At 61.9% G+C, this 14784-nt stretch carries 14 protein-coding genes and 1 pseudogene; 7 read left to right on the top strand and 8 right to left on the bottom strand.

All coding sequences use genetic code 11. The annotated features are described in order from the left end of the window. The 5 genes from OUZ52_RS19660 to OUZ52_RS19640 form a co-directional block, all read right to left on the bottom strand. Nucleotides 1-1107 (bottom strand): flavodoxin domain-containing protein (locus OUZ52_RS19660; RefSeq protein ID WP_266160243.1); only part of this gene is annotated, 1107 nt, incomplete at its 3' end. Continuing rightward, entirely contained in the window at nucleotides 1104-2078 is a 975-nt protein-coding gene (locus OUZ52_RS19655; RefSeq protein ID WP_266160242.1) for an FAD:protein FMN transferase, read from the bottom strand. The genes OUZ52_RS19660 and OUZ52_RS19655, both read right to left, overlap by 4 nt. Nucleotides 2079-2224: 146 nt before the next feature. Next, on the bottom strand, nucleotides 2225-3034 hold the full coding sequence (locus OUZ52_RS19650; protein WP_425493892.1) for a DUF4198 domain-containing protein: 810 nt from the start codon (nucleotides 3032-3034) through the stop codon (nucleotides 2225-2227). A gap of 44 nt (nucleotides 3035-3078) precedes the next feature. Beyond that, nucleotides 3079-3609 carry a DUF2271 domain-containing protein gene (locus tag OUZ52_RS19645; protein ID WP_266160240.1) on the bottom strand — a complete coding sequence of 177 codons (531 nt, stop codon included), beginning with the start codon at nucleotides 3607-3609 and terminating at the stop codon, nucleotides 3079-3081. 11 nt (nucleotides 3610-3620) lie between these two features. Continuing rightward, nucleotides 3621-4253, bottom strand: a complete 633-nt coding sequence (locus tag OUZ52_RS19640) for a PepSY-associated TM helix domain-containing protein (RefSeq protein WP_266160239.1) — start codon at nucleotides 4251-4253, stop codon at nucleotides 3621-3623. Nucleotides 4254-4503: 250 nt separating this feature from the next. Between OUZ52_RS19640 and OUZ52_RS19635 the strand changes: the two genes are divergently transcribed. Both OUZ52_RS19635 and OUZ52_RS19630 read left to right on the top strand, forming a co-directional pair. Further along, nucleotides 4504-5214, top strand: coding sequence for a response regulator (locus OUZ52_RS19635; RefSeq protein ID WP_266160238.1), 711 nt, complete (start codon nucleotides 4504-4506; stop codon nucleotides 5212-5214). 17 nt (nucleotides 5215-5231) lie between these two features. Continuing rightward, the gene (locus OUZ52_RS19630) at nucleotides 5232-6665 is read left to right on the top strand and encodes a sensor histidine kinase (RefSeq protein ID WP_266160245.1); all 1434 of its coding nucleotides are present in this window, start codon (nucleotides 5232-5234) and stop codon (nucleotides 6663-6665) included. A gap of 231 nt (nucleotides 6666-6896) precedes the next feature. On the opposite strand, the gene OUZ52_RS19625 is transcribed toward OUZ52_RS19630, so the two are convergent. Further along, a complete protein-coding gene (locus OUZ52_RS19625; RefSeq protein WP_266160236.1) occupies nucleotides 6897-8303 on the bottom strand; it encodes an aspartate aminotransferase family protein in 1407 nt (468 codons plus the stop codon). A gap of 81 nt (nucleotides 8304-8384) precedes the next feature. Next, complete coding sequence (locus OUZ52_RS19620) at nucleotides 8385-9083, bottom strand: MtnX-like HAD-IB family phosphatase (RefSeq protein ID WP_266160235.1); 699 nt, start codon at nucleotides 9081-9083, stop codon at nucleotides 8385-8387. A gap of 421 nt (nucleotides 9084-9504) precedes the next feature. Between OUZ52_RS19620 and OUZ52_RS19615 the strand changes: the two genes are divergently transcribed. The 5 genes and pseudogenes from OUZ52_RS19615 to OUZ52_RS19595 all read left to right on the top strand — a co-directional run bounded on the left by OUZ52_RS19615 (nucleotide 9505) and on the right by OUZ52_RS19595 (nucleotide 14607). Then, the gene (locus OUZ52_RS19615) at nucleotides 9505-10953 is read left to right on the top strand and encodes a TolC family protein (RefSeq protein WP_266160234.1); all 1449 of its coding nucleotides are present in this window, start codon (nucleotides 9505-9507) and stop codon (nucleotides 10951-10953) included. Continuing rightward, nucleotides 10953-12050: pseudogene (locus OUZ52_RS19610) on the top strand (ABC transporter permease); the annotation flags it as partial. The gene OUZ52_RS19615 and the pseudogene OUZ52_RS19610, both read left to right, overlap by 1 nt. A 12-nt stretch (nucleotides 12051-12062) precedes the next feature. Next, nucleotides 12063-12815, top strand: a complete 753-nt coding sequence (locus OUZ52_RS19605) for an ABC transporter ATP-binding protein (RefSeq protein WP_266160244.1) — start codon at nucleotides 12063-12065, stop codon at nucleotides 12813-12815. Beyond that, nucleotides 12812-13750, top strand: coding sequence for an efflux RND transporter periplasmic adaptor subunit (locus tag OUZ52_RS19600; RefSeq protein ID WP_266160233.1), 939 nt, complete (start codon nucleotides 12812-12814; stop codon nucleotides 13748-13750). Before OUZ52_RS19605 ends, OUZ52_RS19600 begins: the two co-directional genes overlap by 4 nt. After that, nucleotides 13750-14607: a MipA/OmpV family protein gene (locus OUZ52_RS19595; RefSeq protein WP_266160232.1), complete on the top strand. Its 858-nt coding sequence runs from the start codon at nucleotides 13750-13752 to the stop codon at nucleotides 14605-14607. Before OUZ52_RS19600 ends, OUZ52_RS19595 begins: the two co-directional genes overlap by 1 nt. 36 nt (nucleotides 14608-14643) lie before the next feature. Here the strand turns inward: OUZ52_RS19595 and OUZ52_RS19590 are convergent. Further along, nucleotides 14644-14784: Rieske (2Fe-2S) protein (locus tag OUZ52_RS19590; protein ID WP_484489069.1), on the bottom strand; the 141-nt coding region annotated here is incomplete at its 5' end.

The following is a 14784-nucleotide window of genomic DNA, read 5'->3' as shown; positions in this document are numbered from 1 at the left end:
TAATAAATGCAATGCGCCATCGGCTGGCATCGAGGCGATCGAATATTCGCGATGCGGCAGCGCCTGCAAACTGGCAGCCCAATGCGCGATCGCCTTGCCGCGTGTTTCAGCGGGCGCCGGCAAATGGCTGCCAGCCAACAGCTCGGCCAGGCGCGTCGATACGCCATCCATGGTGCTGCTGACGTCGCCGTCGAATCCGGCCTGTGACAGCCACGTCGCCACCTGCGCTGTCGCGTGTCGCGGCCCGATCTCGACCAGATCGCCAGCCTGCCAAGCGTAGTCGCCCGACAGCGGCGCACCGTCCAACGGCTTCAAGGCCAGATGAAAGCATGGGCCGCCCACACTGCCGGGGTTCAATCGCCGGCGCTCTAGCAATTGCCAGCGCTGATACGGCGGCCGCTGCCAGTCGGGCATCTCGCTGGCACCACTGAGCAAGGCCAGATGATGATGCCAATGCCGCAGCGCGGCCGGATCGCCGTTATCCACTTCGACCGGATCGAACAGCGGCTGCGCGGCGCAACGTTGTAGCCAGTGCTGCAGTTGCCGGCCGAAACCGCAGAAGTCGTCGTAGTCGCTATCGCCCAAGGCCAGCAAACCGTATGGCAGGCCGGCAAGATCGGTGGTCTCTTGCATGCACAGCCGGGTGAATCTTGCGGCGCTGTCCGGGGCGTCACCCTCACCGGTGGTGCTGACCACAAACAGCACACGGCCCGCTGCGCGCAGTGTCTGCATATCAAGCTGCTGCATATCCATCAGCTGCACTGGCGTCGATGCCGTTTGCAGGCTTTGCGCGGTTTGTTTTGCCAACTGCTCGGCGGTGCCGGTCTGGCTGGCGTATACGATCAGGATCGATGCGCCTTGCGTCTGTGTAGATATCGTATGCGCCGCCCCAACGCGCCGTCGGCGCCAGCCCAGCCATGCAGTAAAGCCAAGCCACAGCCCCAGGGTCACCGCCACGCCCAGCCAGCGTTGCAACCCGGGATCACGCCATTGCCAGTCACCGGCATGCAGGGAAAACAGCCAGCCAGCCAGCACGATCAGCAAGGCGATCAAGATGACGTTGCCCAGCGCCGCCCGCGCCGGAGCAGAGCCCAACCGCGGCGTCATGCGTTCAATGCCGCGGCAAAAGCCGGTGACATGCGCTCTTCCAGGCCATGTTTGCCGCGCACGATAAACAACACGGCCAGCCCACGCTCGCGCGCATAGGCCAGGCCCTGCTCCGGGCCCAGGATGATCATCGTGGTGCCGAGGGGATCGGCTTGCATGGCTTCATCGGCCAGTACGCTGACCGAGGCCACTTCATGCGGCACCGGCTGCCCGCTGCGAGGATCGATATGGTGCGAATACACCTGGCCGGCATCGCCTTGGTAGCTGCGCCGATAGTCACCTGAGGTCGCCATCGCGCGACCGGTCAAGGTGAGCACGCATTTCAGTTGATCGGCACGTTCCAGCGCGCCGCTTGGCGCATCCGGCCGCTCGATACCAATGCGCCACGGCGTGCCATCCGGCTTCATGCCGTGAGCTTTCAATTCACCACCCACTTCGACCAGCCACGCCGTCGCGCCGAGGTCGTCCAGCCAACGCCCCACTTGATCGACGCCATAACCCTTGGCGATGGATGACAGGTCCAGCTGCATGCCACCAGGCTGAAAAGCCTGTCGGGTGGCCGGATCGAGTTTGATCTTCCACCAACCGATCCGCTGTTGTGCTTCGGCAAGTGCCGCCGCGGTGGGTGGTTCGCCTATCGCCTCAGTTGGGCCGAAGCCCCACAGATTCACCCATGGCCCCACGCTGGGGTCGTAGGCGCCGCCGCTATCGCGCGCCAGCCACATGGCGTGACTCAGCACCTCGAAAAACGCCGCCGGAAGCGGATGCCAGCCCGTCGCTGCCGCATTGAAAATCGACAACGCAGAGTCCGGCTTGTAGGTGCTCATCTGCCCGTCGACTGTGTCGAGCTGTGCCTGGATACCGCGCTGCAGAGCATCGACCGACCAGCTGGACGGTGCCACCACCCGAACCGACCACGTGGTACCCATGGTCAGGCCATGCAGGTATTGCAGTGCGCATGACAAAGCCATTCCCTCTCACCCTTGCTGCGCGAAAGCCGAAATGAGCGATAGCCGTCTACGCTGCGGCAAGAGCAACGCACATACCATCGCCATGCCAGGCAGCAGCTTCACTGCAAGGATTAAAAAATCACCGCTGAAAACGTGCACATTCGCCATCACTGCGGCAACACTTCCAAGGTGGCTGTGTACGACAAGCGACGCTGCCTGGCTTGCTTGAACTCGGTCTTGCCGTCTTGGGTGCTGGCATTGATCCAATACATGCCGGCGTGCGGCCAGGTCAGGCTGAATTTGCCGCTCTTGTCCGTGCTGCTGTCGATTTCCTCAGGCGCATTGCGATAACGCGTACTGCCGGGAATGGCGGTGATTTTCAGGCCCGCCGCTGGCTGGCCATCGAGCAACAACTGAAACGTTGCCGCCTCACCGGCCACCAGATCGGTGAACTGGGTGACTGGCACCAGCTCCAGTCCTTTGCCACTGGGCTTCAGTGCCACATCGTTCGGCTTGCCGTTGCTGACAAACGTCTCGACGCGATTATTCGCCTCGCTTACTTCGACATTTTTTGCACCGGCGGGTATCTCCTTGCCTAGATTCACCGCCTCGCCGCGCCAACGCTTCTTTTCGCCATTCAGTTCGTAATTGGCAAACACACCCTGACTGACGATGGCCAGCTTGTAGGTACCCGGCTGGGTCAGATGCAGGTCGAATACGCTGCGGTATTTGCCGGTCAGCGTATTTTCGGCCTTAGCCGCCTGGCCGTCCGGCGCAGTGATCACCAGTTGGTCCAGCGCCACCGGCACGTGCTCGGGATAGAACAAATCGTTGGATACAGCAGCGTCCACCGTCACCCAGGGATCGACACCGGACACATTGGTTGCCGACGGCAGCAACCACATCTTGTGCGCGTGTGCCGCCAACGGCAGGGTCAGGCTCAAAGCCAAGGCCGTCCATTTCAACGAACGCTTCAACATGTCGAACTCCAGAAAATAAGCAGGTATGGGCGAGGAAGACATCAAGGGGCTAGTTCGAGTTTGACGGCGCCCAACTCGCTCTGGCCTTGCGCGGCCAGGCTTTGCGCCGACGTCGCCGGCCACACGAATGGCACGCGCACGACCTCGCGCCCACCGACCTCGCGTGCCGCCTCCACCACCAGCTCGTACTTGCCCGCGGGCAAGTTATTCAGCGGCGCCTTGCCGCTTTGGAATTTCAGCTGCTGCGGCCCGGCAGGACGCGTCGCGCCGGAAACAGCATCGACCGGCAAAGCGAGATCGCGGCCGCCACGGCGCCACCACTGCCGCAGATCGGGCAACCATTTCGTACCAGCGCCTTCCTTGCTCTGCTTTTGCGCATACCACACGGCCAATTGCGCAGCGACGCTGTGGTCCTCGCGCTCAATCCACACCGCCGTATAGGGCCGGTGATATTCGGCGACGTTGAGCTGCGGAATCTGTACCGTGACGTTGAGGTCCGCTGCCGCAGCGGGTGCAGCAAGCCACAGGGCAGGCATCGAGAACAGCAAGCTGGAAAACTTCGGACGGCGCATGAATGCTCCTCTCAGTGAATAAAAATAAGTGCCAGCAGCAGCGGCAATACCAAGCCAAAGGCGACCAGGGGCCAGGTCGCACCGCGCTTGGCGGCATGCATTTTCAAAAGCAGTAAGCCGGTCACCGAAAAGACCACGCAGGCCAGGGCAAAGACGTCGATAAACCAACCCCATACCGGGCCTGCATTACGGCCTTTGTGCAAGTCATTGAGGTAGGAAATCCAACCGCGTTCGGTACGTTCGTATTCGACCCGTCCGGTTTCACGATCGATGCTAAGCCACGCATCGCCGCCGGGCCGTGGCCATGAGAGATAGATTTCATCGATCGACCAATCGCCTTTGCGGCCATCGATAGAAACACCCAGCGTACGGCTGACCCAGTCTGCCACCGTGACTGGCAGCGGCTCGCCCTTATGCTCTGTGCTGCCGGCCAGCGCATGCAATAAAGGTGCGGGCAAGGTCGCCTGGCGATGCTCGGTTTGCGGCTTTGCCTCTATCTGCCCGGCGTGGTTGAGGGTGATTCCGGTTGCCGCGAACAGCAGCATGCCGATCAGGCACAGTGCCGAGCTGATCCAGTGCCACTGATGCAACTGTTTAAGCCAGAACGAGCGATTCGGCGACGGGGTTTGCTGATGCAGCTGCAACTTTTGCCTCGGTGGTGATGCCTATGCGGCGTTGAGTGAAAGGCCTACGTTGCACGCCCACCACGCGATGAGCAGCCCACCCGGCAGCCGTCGAATTTCCGACTCATGGCGCCGAGCAGTAAGCTGCTCACCGTGCATCCTCTGGACGTTAGCTCTGCATGTTGTCACAAATGAGAATCACTCGCAATATTGGCGCAATATGTTACGCGCCCACCCGCGTCTTTATCCCCTCACTCCTCCGGAAATCGCCGTGCGCATCTTGATTGCCGAAGATGATCCCGCCATCGCCGCTGGCGTCAGCGCTTCGCTGCGCCAAGGTGGCCATGCGGTCGATCACGTGGCTGATGGCGCTCGCGCCGACGCAGCTCTGCGTGACACCCCTTATGACTTATTGATACTCGACCTGGGCCTGCCAGCCCTCGATGGCAGCGAGGTGCTACAGCGCTTGCGCAAACGCGGCAGCGGCTTGCCTGTGCTCGTGGTGACGGCCCGCGAAGGCCTGCGCGAACGCGTTCGCGTACTCGACCTCGGCGCCGATGATTATCTGGTCAAACCGTTTGCGCTGGCCGAATTCGAAGCGCGCGTGCGCGCCCTGCTGCGCCGCTACACCGCGCAAGGCGCACCGGAGCTGGTGATTGGCAAACTTCGACTGGACCTGCCCGGTCATCGCGCATGGGTCGGCGAAACGCCGCTGGAACTCACCGCGCGCGAATTTGGTTTGCTCGAAGCCCTGGCGGCGCGTCCCGATCGGGTTACCAGCCGCGCGCAATTGATCGAAGCGCTGTGCAGCTGGGACGAGGAGCTCACCGACAATGGCCTGGATATCGCGATCTATCGGCTGCGCCGCAAATTGACCGACTCCGGGACCCAGGTGCGCACCATCCGTGGCCTCGGTTATCTACTGGAAGAGTTCAAGGACGGCGACGCCAAAGCGCAGGAAAGCCAGGACGGCCAGGCATGAGCGACGCCGAGGCATCCATGCAGCAAGCAGCGCCTCAACCTTGGCTTTACCGCATATTGACGCCCGATGGCCGGCAAAGTCTGCGCCGCCGGCTACTGGCGTTTTTGCTGATCCCCCTGATGCTGATGTTGATGATAGAAAGCCTCATCACCTATAGCGGCGCGCTGATTTATTCCAACCATGTGCACGACCGCGATCTTGCCGACACGGTAGTGGGCATGGCGCAAATGCTGAGCAAAGAAGATGCGCAAGGGCAGATTTCGGAAAAAGCCCGCTTCGTGCTCGACTACGCGTCGGAGGGGCACAACTATTACAGCGTCAACAGTCAGAAAAACGGTGTGCTGGCAGGCAACCCGCTACTGCAACCACCTGCCGGAGCGAGTATTGGCAACGACGAGCCCAGCTTATTCAGCACCGCGTTCAAACATCGAAAATTGCGCGCTGCCAGCGTCAGCGTCCCAAGCGAGTCCGATCCGAGCGACACGCTTACCCTAACCATCGCCGAGACCTTGCGCGACCGTCATCAGCGTGCGCGCGAAATACTGTTGCTAAGTATTCCCGCGCAAGCGCTGTTAATCGCCGCGGTGTTCGCCCTGGTCTGGTATGGCGTACGCATCGGCTTGCGCGCGCTTGATCCGCTCACCGCAAGGCTGGCTGCGCGCGAGCACGACCTCGCCCCTATCGGCGATGCCGATGTGCCGGTCGAAATACTGCCGTTGACACGCACCATCGACGGCCTGTTCGCGCGCTTGCGCGGCATGCTGGCGTTGCAAGAACGTTTTATCGCCGATGCCGCCCACCAACTGCGCACGCCGTTGGCCGGGTTGCGTGTACATGTCGAGCGTGCCCAGGCCGATCCCAGCCCTGCCACGGTCAACGACGCGCTCGACCACATCCAGCGACTGACCAACCGCGCCAGCCGCACATCGACACAACTATTGGCGCTGACTCGGGCGCAATCACCCGAACACGAGGCCGGCGTGCATACGCTGATCGACTTGAGCCGGCTCATTCCCGAGTTGCTGAGCCTGCGCATACACGAGGCCATCGCCGCAGGCGTCGACCTTGGCTATGACGGCCCGACCGACCCGGTCTGGATCGATGGCGACCGCACGACACTGCAAGAGTTGCTCGACAACCTGATCGACAACAGCCTGCGCTACGCCGGCCGCAACAGCATCGTGACGGTGGCGATATACCTTGAAGAAACCCGCGACGTTTGCCTGAGCATCGAGGACAACGGCCCAGGCGTGCCCGCAGCCTTCCTCGCCCGCCTGGGTGAACGCTTCTTTCGCGTCCCGGGCTGCCATGAGGAAGGCACTGGCCTGGGCCTGGCTATCGTGCAGCGCATCGCCGAACGGCATCACGCCAAAGTGCATTATCTGTCGGGTAGTGAAGGCGGCTTGCGCGTAGAGGTACTGTTTCCGCCGGCACGAACCAGCAAGGACTGAATCCAGTGCCGGGAAATACGGCGCTGCACAAAGAGCGTTAAGCACCAGCGCTTAACTTCACATCGATAATATTGGCCGACAGCTTCGGACGCATAACATCTGGCCGGTAAATTCAGGCCAAAAAAACGGCGACGCATGAGGCATCGCCGTGGTCAGTCCCCCTGCATGGGAAACGTTGACGCTAAAAGTGGGCATCGCCGCGAACGCTCTGGCATTCGCGGCGATGGATGCTTACATGGCTTTCTTGGCCTTGGTCAGCAGCTGATCGAGCAGCGAAATCGCCAGGTCGATCTCTTCGTGGCTGATGTCCAGCGACGGAGCAAAGGTAATCACATTCTTGTACCAGCCGCCGACGTCGAGCACGAGGCCGATCGGCTTGCCGTTGTGCACCAGGTCGCCGGCCAGGCCGATGTCGACCATCTTGTCCAGCAGGGCCTTGTTCGGAGTGAAGCCGTCGTCGGTGCAGATCTCGGCACGCAGTGCCAGACCCAGGCCGTCGACGTCGCCGATTTCCTTGTGACGCTTCTGCAGATCTTTCAGCGCATCGAGGAAGTGCGCGCCCTTCTCGGCCACCGTCTTCTCGTAGTTCAGCTCATAACCCATCTTGATCACTTCCAGACCCAGCGAGGTACCCAGCGGGTTGGAGTTGAAGGTCGAGTGGGTGGAGCCCGGCGGGAAGATGGTCGGGTTGATCAACTCTTCGCGAGCCCACAGGCCGGACAACGGATTCAAACCATTGGTCAGGGCCTTGCCGAACACGACTACGTCCGGGGTTACGCCAAAGTGCTCGATCGACCACAGCTTGCCGGTACGCCAGAAACCCATCTGGATCTCATCGACGACCATCAGGATGCCGTACTTGTCGAGCACCTTCTTCAGATCCTTGAAGAAATTGCGCGGCGGGATCACATAGCCACCGGTGCCCTGGATCGGTTCGACATAGAACGCAGCGTATTCGGCCTGCTTGACCTTGGGATCCCACACGCCGTTGTATTCGGTCTCGAACAAGCGCTCGAACTGGCGCACGCACGCGTCGGAATACTCTTCCGGGGTCATGCCCTTCGGGCGACGGAACGGATACGGAAACGGGATGAACATCGCGCGCTCGCCGAAATGGCCGAAGCGACGACGGTAACGGTAGCTCGAAGTAATCGACGAGGCACCCAGCGTACGGCCGTGGTAACCACCCTCGAAAGCGAACATCAGGCTCTTGCCGTTGCTGTAGTTACGCACCAGCTTGAGCGAGTCTTCCACCGCCTGCGCGCCGCCGACGTTGAAGTGCACGCGGCCCTTCAGGCCGAACTTCTGATGCGCGTCGACTGCAATGGTCTTGGCCAGCTCGATGCGGGTCTGGTGCAGGTACTGGCTAGCCACCTGCGGCAGCAGGTCGATCTGGCGCTTCAGCGTGTCATTGAGCCGCTTGTTGCCGTAGCCGAAGTTGACCGCGGAGTACCACATCTGCAAATCGAGAAACGGCACGCCGGCCGTGTCGTACATGTAGCTGCCTTCGCCATGGCGGAAGATTTTCGGCGGATCGACATAATGCACGGTATCGCCGAACGAGCTGTACTGGGCTTCGTCGGCCAGCAATTGCGCATCAGGAATCACGCCAGCGGCGTTCTTGTCGTAAGCATTCATCAGGATGATGTCCGGACTCGGTCGGGGATGAGGGTGATAAAACCGTTCGGGCAATTCACCCGAACGGTTAGAAATACAGGTTTAGAGCGCAGCAACCAGCGGCTCGGCGCGGGCATGCTCGGCCAGCAAGCTACCGTCGAGCAATCGCGGCAACAGCTCCAGCGCATCCTCGAAGCCGGTAATCGGCACATAAGGAATACCGGCAGCACGGCAATGTTCGATCAAGCGATGCTTGGCAAAGACAAAGTCGACACGGTCAGCCGCACAGAAATCCGAAGCACCATCGCCAATCAGCACCGTCTTGGCGCCGGTCTTGCGAGCCTGCTCGACGCAAGCGCACTTGCAGGTACCGCTACGGCAACCCTCAGCCTGGAAAGGCGAGGTGAGCTGCCACTGACGCGGCGGCTGTGCCGGCGCCAGATGATTGGCAGCCAACGGCAGATCGTCCAGGCCATAACGGCCGAGAATCTTGTGAATGGCGTAATCCAGGCCGTCGCTGACGACGCGGATAGGCGTGTTCAACTCGCGTGCCTTGGCGACAAACGCCGGGAACGCGTGATCGATCCACAGCCCGGCGAGGTGTTTGTCCAGCGCTTCACGGGTCATATCGAGCAGGTCGACCTGCCCGGTCATGCATTCGCGCGAGCCGATACGACCGGCACGCCAATCTTGCTCCAGCGCTTCCCAGCCGGGACGGCCGAAACGGTCGAGCAATGAGTCAATGACGTCCTCGACAGAGATCGTACCGTCAAAGTCGCAAAGGATTTTCCATGCGGTCACGCATGCCACTCCGATTTAGGGATGGCGCATATTGGGAGCGACCGCCTTTCGAGTTCCTTTCTTAAGCCGATGTGATGATTTCCCAGCCCCCTGCCCTTTCATCCATGTTCATTTCATTTTCGGAAGCGAGAAACGTCTATAGAGGGCATCCGAGAGAAGGCCCAGCCCCAACCAAAGTGAACAGAAATCAGGAGATGGAGAAAGATCTATCCCCTGACAAAGCCCCATCTAAGGCGCCTCAAGGTATGCTTTACGCATCTTATTGAACTGGTACTGCTCGTCACACTTCATCGAGAAGGCCTGTTACACACCTGTGCCCGGCCGCCCTTATCCGGCCAGCCGGTTCAGGATGAACGCGTAACAGTCGATGGGGTCTGATAACCGCCGTACCTGCCACTGCTTAGCCGTTTTCGGGAGTTTCGTGTCCCTGCTTCCCAACTCACTGTCTTCGACGGTCGCCAAGATTGGGCGATATTCGAACACCCGCGTCGCCCTGCTGTTGGCGCTGAGCTTGAGCGTGCTCGGCGGTTGCGCGGTAGCGCCATTGCCGGAGCTTAAGCCACCACTGCCCGGCGCATGGCGCAACGCCCCTGCTGAAGGGGTAGCAACCGCCGCACAGGCCGACCTGCGCGGTTGGTGGCAGGCACTGGGCGATCCCGAGCTGGACGCCTTGATCGCCCGCGCGCTGAAAGACAACCTGGATGTAGAACAAGCCGCCGAGCGCCTGATGATGGCCCGCGGACTGAACCGGCATGCCCGCGACGCTTACCTGCCGAGCCTGCGTGCCCGGACCAATGACGTGATCAACCCCGACACCAGCGCCTCATACTTTGTGTTCGGCTATGACGCGCAATGGGAATTGCCGCTGTTTGGCGCCTGGCAAAGCGCCCGTCGAGTCTCGCAGGGTCAGCTCAATGGCGCGCAAGCCGCTTTGCGCGGTGCCGAAGTTTCGCTGGTGGCCGAAGTCAGCCGGCGCTGGATCGAGCTGCGCTCGGCCCAGCAACAGGCTCATGCACTCTCCGCCATCCGCGATGCCCAGCGTGAAAAATTGCGATTACTGCAAGTACGCGAGCAGTTGAAGCTGGCGCCGCCGCTGGAGGTCGCCAGGGCACAAGCCGAGCTGGCCCGTGCCGAGGCAGCTCTGGCCGAACCGGCGCAAGCCATCAACAGCAGCGCGCAGCAACTGGCGGTTCTGGTCGGCCAGAGTGAACCCGATCCGCAATGGCTGCAGCCTGGCCCGCAACCGCAGCTCGGCGCATGGCAACTCACCAGCGCGCCCGCCGACATGTTGCGCACCCGGCCGGAGATTGCCAGCGCCGAGGCCGAAGTGCTGCGTGCCGCGGGCCAACTTGGCCTGAGCCGCTCCGATATGTACGGACATATTGGTATCGGCGCCTCGCTGCAGTATTCGATCAATACCGCGAGCACTCACCGTGTCCGCACCGGCGAAGGCATTTACTCGCTCGGCCCGGTCATCGATATCCCACTGTTCGATTGGGGCCAGCGCATCGCCACCGCACACGCCAAAGACCACGAACTGCGTGCCGCGGTGCTCGCCTACCGGCAAGCCGTGTTGCAAGGCGTGGCTGAAGCCGAGACCGCCTTGGGCAACCTGGAACAACTGCGGTTACGCGAACTGGCATCCCAACAGGTCAGCCAAGCGACCGCGCAAAGCATGGCGGCCATGCGCAAACGCAACGAGTTGGGGCTGAGCAGCAACTTAGAGATGCAGGACAACCTGATCGAAGGCCAGCGCACCGAGCTCGACCTGGTCGGCGCGCGGGCTGCCCGCAGCCTGGCTTATGTCGCGCTTTACAAGGCGCTCGGTGGCGCCCCGCTGCCCCCTCCCAGCAAACCGAGCACGAACTGATGGTCGCGCTCGCTCGAAAAACCCTGGTCTACGAATGGCGCCGTTTTCTGCCGGCGGTGCTGGCGGTCGGTTTTGCCGGCCTCCTGCAACTACTGCAAGCGGCGCTGGTGCTCGGTATTTTTGGCAGCGCCAGCGTCTATATCACCGGCTCCTCGGCCGATCTGTGGACGGGTTATCCCGGCACGCAAAGCGTCAACCTCGGCCGGCCGATCAGCTCCGGCGTGGAAATGCGCTTGCTCATGGACCCCGAAGTCACTCGCGTCGAGCCCTTCCAATGGGTCGATGCCGACTGGCGCGGCCCCAGCGATACCGGTGGTGTCTCGGTGTTTGTTTCCGGCATCGATCCGCGTCCCGACGGCATGATGTTCTCGCTCGCCCTGCCCGCCGCCTTGCGCGCCCGGCTGAGCGAACCCGATGCGGTCATCGTCGATCTCGCCGACCTGGATAGCCTCGGGGTCGAAGTCGGCGATACCGCGGCGATCAACGGTCATCGTGTACGCGTGGTGGGGGTCAGCCGCGGCTTGCGTGCTCTGGGCGGCGTGAACGTAGTGGCTTCGCTGGCCACGGCCCGTCAGCTCGACACCGACCCGGCCAATGCCGACCGCACGACTTATTTCGTCGCCAAAGTGCGTCATCCGGATCAGGTCGACGAGATTGCCGCCCGCCTGCGCGGCGCTAACGACTTCGATCGCTACGACGTATGGACAGCGCGCGATTTCGCCCGTCGCTCCAAGCTGTATTGGATGTTCGATACCGGCGCCGGTGCAGGTGTGCTGTTCCTGGCCGGCATCGTGTTCTTGGTCGGCGCCGTCATCACTAGCCAGACCTTGATTGCCGCGGTGATCGGCTCAATCCGCGAATACGCCACCCTCAACGCGCTCGGCGTCGGCGTGAGCGCTCTGCGCAAGGTGGTCATGGAGCAAGCATTCTGGGTCGGTGCGCTGGGATTGGTCTGCAGCGCGGTCATCGGTGGCTTATTAATGCTGCTCGGACGTGCCTACAGCGTGCCGGTCGCGCTAAGCCCGGCAGCCACCATCGTCTGCCTCTCACTGGTCATGGCTCTGGCCGTGGTCTCCGGCCTGGCGGCCATGTCGAGCCAACCCTTACCCATGACGCCCCCCTCCGCGACATCGGTGTCGCTGCAAGCCAAGGGGGTGAGTAAATCCTTTGTCTCCGGTCGAGTGCAAAGCACCGTACTGCACGACCTCACACTGGATATGAGTGCCAGCGAGCTGACCTTGATTTCCGGTCCCTCGGGTTGCGGCAAGAGCACCCTGCTTGCCATCCTCAGCGGCCTGCAAGGAGCCGACCAAGGGCACGTGATCGCGCTCGGCCAGGATCTAAGCCTGCTCAATATCCGTGCCTTGGAGCGTTTCCGCCTGCTGCATACCGGCTTCGTATTCCAGGGCTTCAATCTGTTTCCCGCTTTGAACGCGCTGGAGCAAGTCGAGCTTCCGCTGAGCTACCTGGGCCTGTCCAAAACGGATGCTCGTCGCCGCGCTACCGAATCACTGGAAGAAGTCGGACTGGGGCCACGTATGCGTCTGCGTCCGTCAGAACTCTCCGGCGGCGAAAAGCAGCGCGTAGCGATTGCTCGCGCGCTAGCCAAACGACCCGAATTGCTGTTTGCCGACGAACCGACCAGCGCACTCGACGCGGCCAATGGCCAGATCATCATCGATATCCTTCACCACATTGCGCGCAACCATGGCACCACCGTGCTCTGTGTCAGCCATGACCCACGCCTGGTCGGCCATGCCGACCGCGTACTGTCCATGGAAGATGGCCGCATTTTGAGCGACCATCGCCCTACATCCGTGCCGACCGTTGCCGGCCCCGGCACCCAGGAACCCTCTACATGAGTTTGCGTTTGCTTCAATCGTCGATCGTTCTGGCCATCGCCGGCCTGCTGCTGGCTGGCTGTTCGCACAACGGTGCCGCCCAGACAGCCGTGCAGACGGCAACACCGGCTTATGCAGCGATTGCGCGCGGCCGTATCGACATCGAAGGCGGCCTGCTCAAACTCAACATGCCGCGTGACGGCGTGGTGGCCGACATCAAGGTCCACGAGGGCGATCGGGTTCATAAGGGACAGCTGCTGGCCGTGCTCGACACCGAGTCCGCGCAACTGGCCGTCAGCTCGGCCGAAGCCGAACAGAAGCAGGCGGAAGCTCAGGCGGCATTGCTGGAAACCCGCTTGAAGGCCACCGAGCAACGCGCCCAACGCATCGCCGCCGCCGCCGCCGCTGGTGCGGCCGACGGCCAGAGCGCCGACGATGCCCGTGCCGCAGCCCAGCAATTGCAAGGCGAACTGGACAACACCCGTGCGACCGCCGCCAGCGCCGCGCGCAAACTCACCGCGGCGCGCTATGAACTGACGCAACGCAGCTTGATGGCCCCCGTCGACGCGGAAATCATCCGCCGCTCGATCCAGCCCGGTGCCACCGTGTCACCGCAATCGGGCCCGGCGTTTGTCCTGCTGCCCAACCTGCCGCGCATTGTTCGCGCCGAACTCAACGAGTCTTTCGTCAGTGCCGTCCAGGTGGGAATGCACGCCGAAGTCATCGACGACAGCGGCAGCGGTGCACCGCCACTGACGGCACATGTGCTGCGCATCGGCACCGTCTTCGGCACCAGCGCGCTGGAAGAAGATCCGCTGGTACGAGCTAACTCGCGTACGGTTGAATGCGTCTTGATGTTCGACCAACCACCACCGGCCAGCTTGCGTATCGGTCAACGCGTCCTCGTTCGCTTCAACGGCAAAGATGCCAGCAAGGGCGGCAAGGCGACTACTTAATGCATGGGTTGTTTGGTCGTATCGCCGATACCTGCGCTGCCCGGGTTATCTGGCTCACCTCGTTCGCAGCGTTGGCGCTCATCGCTGCGCCGGCGCTTCGCGCCGATGAGCAAAACGCCGAAAGCAAAAAATCGCCAAGCCTGCACCTGGACGATAAAGACACGATCACCGTCATGCTCGGTGCTGGATACGAGCACATCCCAACCTGGATCGGCTCGCGCACTTACCGCTATCGGGCCGTGCCTTACGTCGATATCGAATGGCCCGATCATTTCGCGCTTTCAACAGTGGATGGCCTCCGGGTCGATCTGATCCACGACACGCCATGGCATGGCGGCTTTTATGCCAACTACCTGTGGGGCCGCGATCGATCCGAGTTGAGCAAACGACTACGCCGGGTCATTCGCCCTATTTCGCCGCGGCTTCAGGCGGGCGGCTATGTCGAATATCAGGCGACTTCAAAACTGAGCTTTGGCAGCACGCTCAGCCACGACACCCAAGATAGCGGCGCTTATCTCGACATCTACGCTGACTACGAACTACCAGCGATCGGTTACCTGCAGCATTCGCTGGAATGGCAATGGCAGGCCATGAACGGACAAGCCATGCGACGCTTCTTTGGCCTCACCCCAAGCCAGGCGCGCCGCCTTGATGTAAAGAGCTGGGAACCCAGCACAGGCAGCCAGCAGATGTCTCTTGAATACGACGCGTTCATGCCGACCAGCCTGCATACCGGCATCGTGCTGGGGCTCAACTATTCGGAGTTGCTGGGCGCCGCATCGGAAAGCCCGATCGTGCGCCACTACGGCTCCTCTCATCAGTTCACGACATCGCTGGCGTTTGTGTACCGGCTCTAGCCACACCGCTGCATGAGCAGGGCGCGGGCTTGCCGATCAGCGGTCGTCGCGGGTCCAGATCGCGCCATCTTCTTCGCGTATGGGAAAGCTGGCGATCGGCTCATAGGCCGGCGGGCAAGTAACCGCGCCGGTACGCACATCAAAGCGCGCACCGTGACGCACGCATTCCAGCTCAAA

Origin of the sequence: Dyella silvatica, assembly GCF_026283955.1 — a bacterium.
In the GTDB taxonomy this organism is placed as follows: domain Bacteria; phylum Pseudomonadota; class Gammaproteobacteria; order Xanthomonadales; family Rhodanobacteraceae; genus Dyella_C; species Dyella_C silvatica.
Note: the sequence above shows the minus strand (reverse complement) of the source record. Positions and strands in the feature narration are given on the sequence as shown.

What these genes read in the sequence shown, in the direction of transcription:
- OUZ52_RS19655 (WP_266160242.1), bottom strand. Translation starts at nt 2,078, where the DNA reads ATGGCTTTGTCATGCGCACTGCAATACCTGCATGGCCTGACCATGGGT.
- OUZ52_RS19645 (WP_266160240.1), bottom strand. Translation starts at nt 3,609, where the DNA reads ATGCGCCGTCCGAAGTTTTCCAGCTTGCTGTTCTCGATGCCTGCCCTG.
- OUZ52_RS19630 (WP_266160245.1), top strand. Translation starts at nt 5,232, where the DNA reads ATGCAGCAAGCAGCGCCTCAACCTTGGCTTTACCGCATATTGACGCCC.
- OUZ52_RS19625 (WP_266160236.1), bottom strand. Translation starts at nt 8,303, where the DNA reads ATGAATGCTTACGACAAGAACGCCGCTGGCGTGATTCCTGATGCGCAA.
- OUZ52_RS19605 (WP_266160244.1), top strand. Translation starts at nt 12,063, where the DNA reads ATGACGCCCCCCTCCGCGACATCGGTGTCGCTGCAAGCCAAGGGGGTG.
- OUZ52_RS19600 (WP_266160233.1), top strand. Translation starts at nt 12,812, where the DNA reads ATGAGTTTGCGTTTGCTTCAATCGTCGATCGTTCTGGCCATCGCCGGC.
- OUZ52_RS19595 (WP_266160232.1), top strand. Translation starts at nt 13,750, where the DNA reads ATGCATGGGTTGTTTGGTCGTATCGCCGATACCTGCGCTGCCCGGGTT.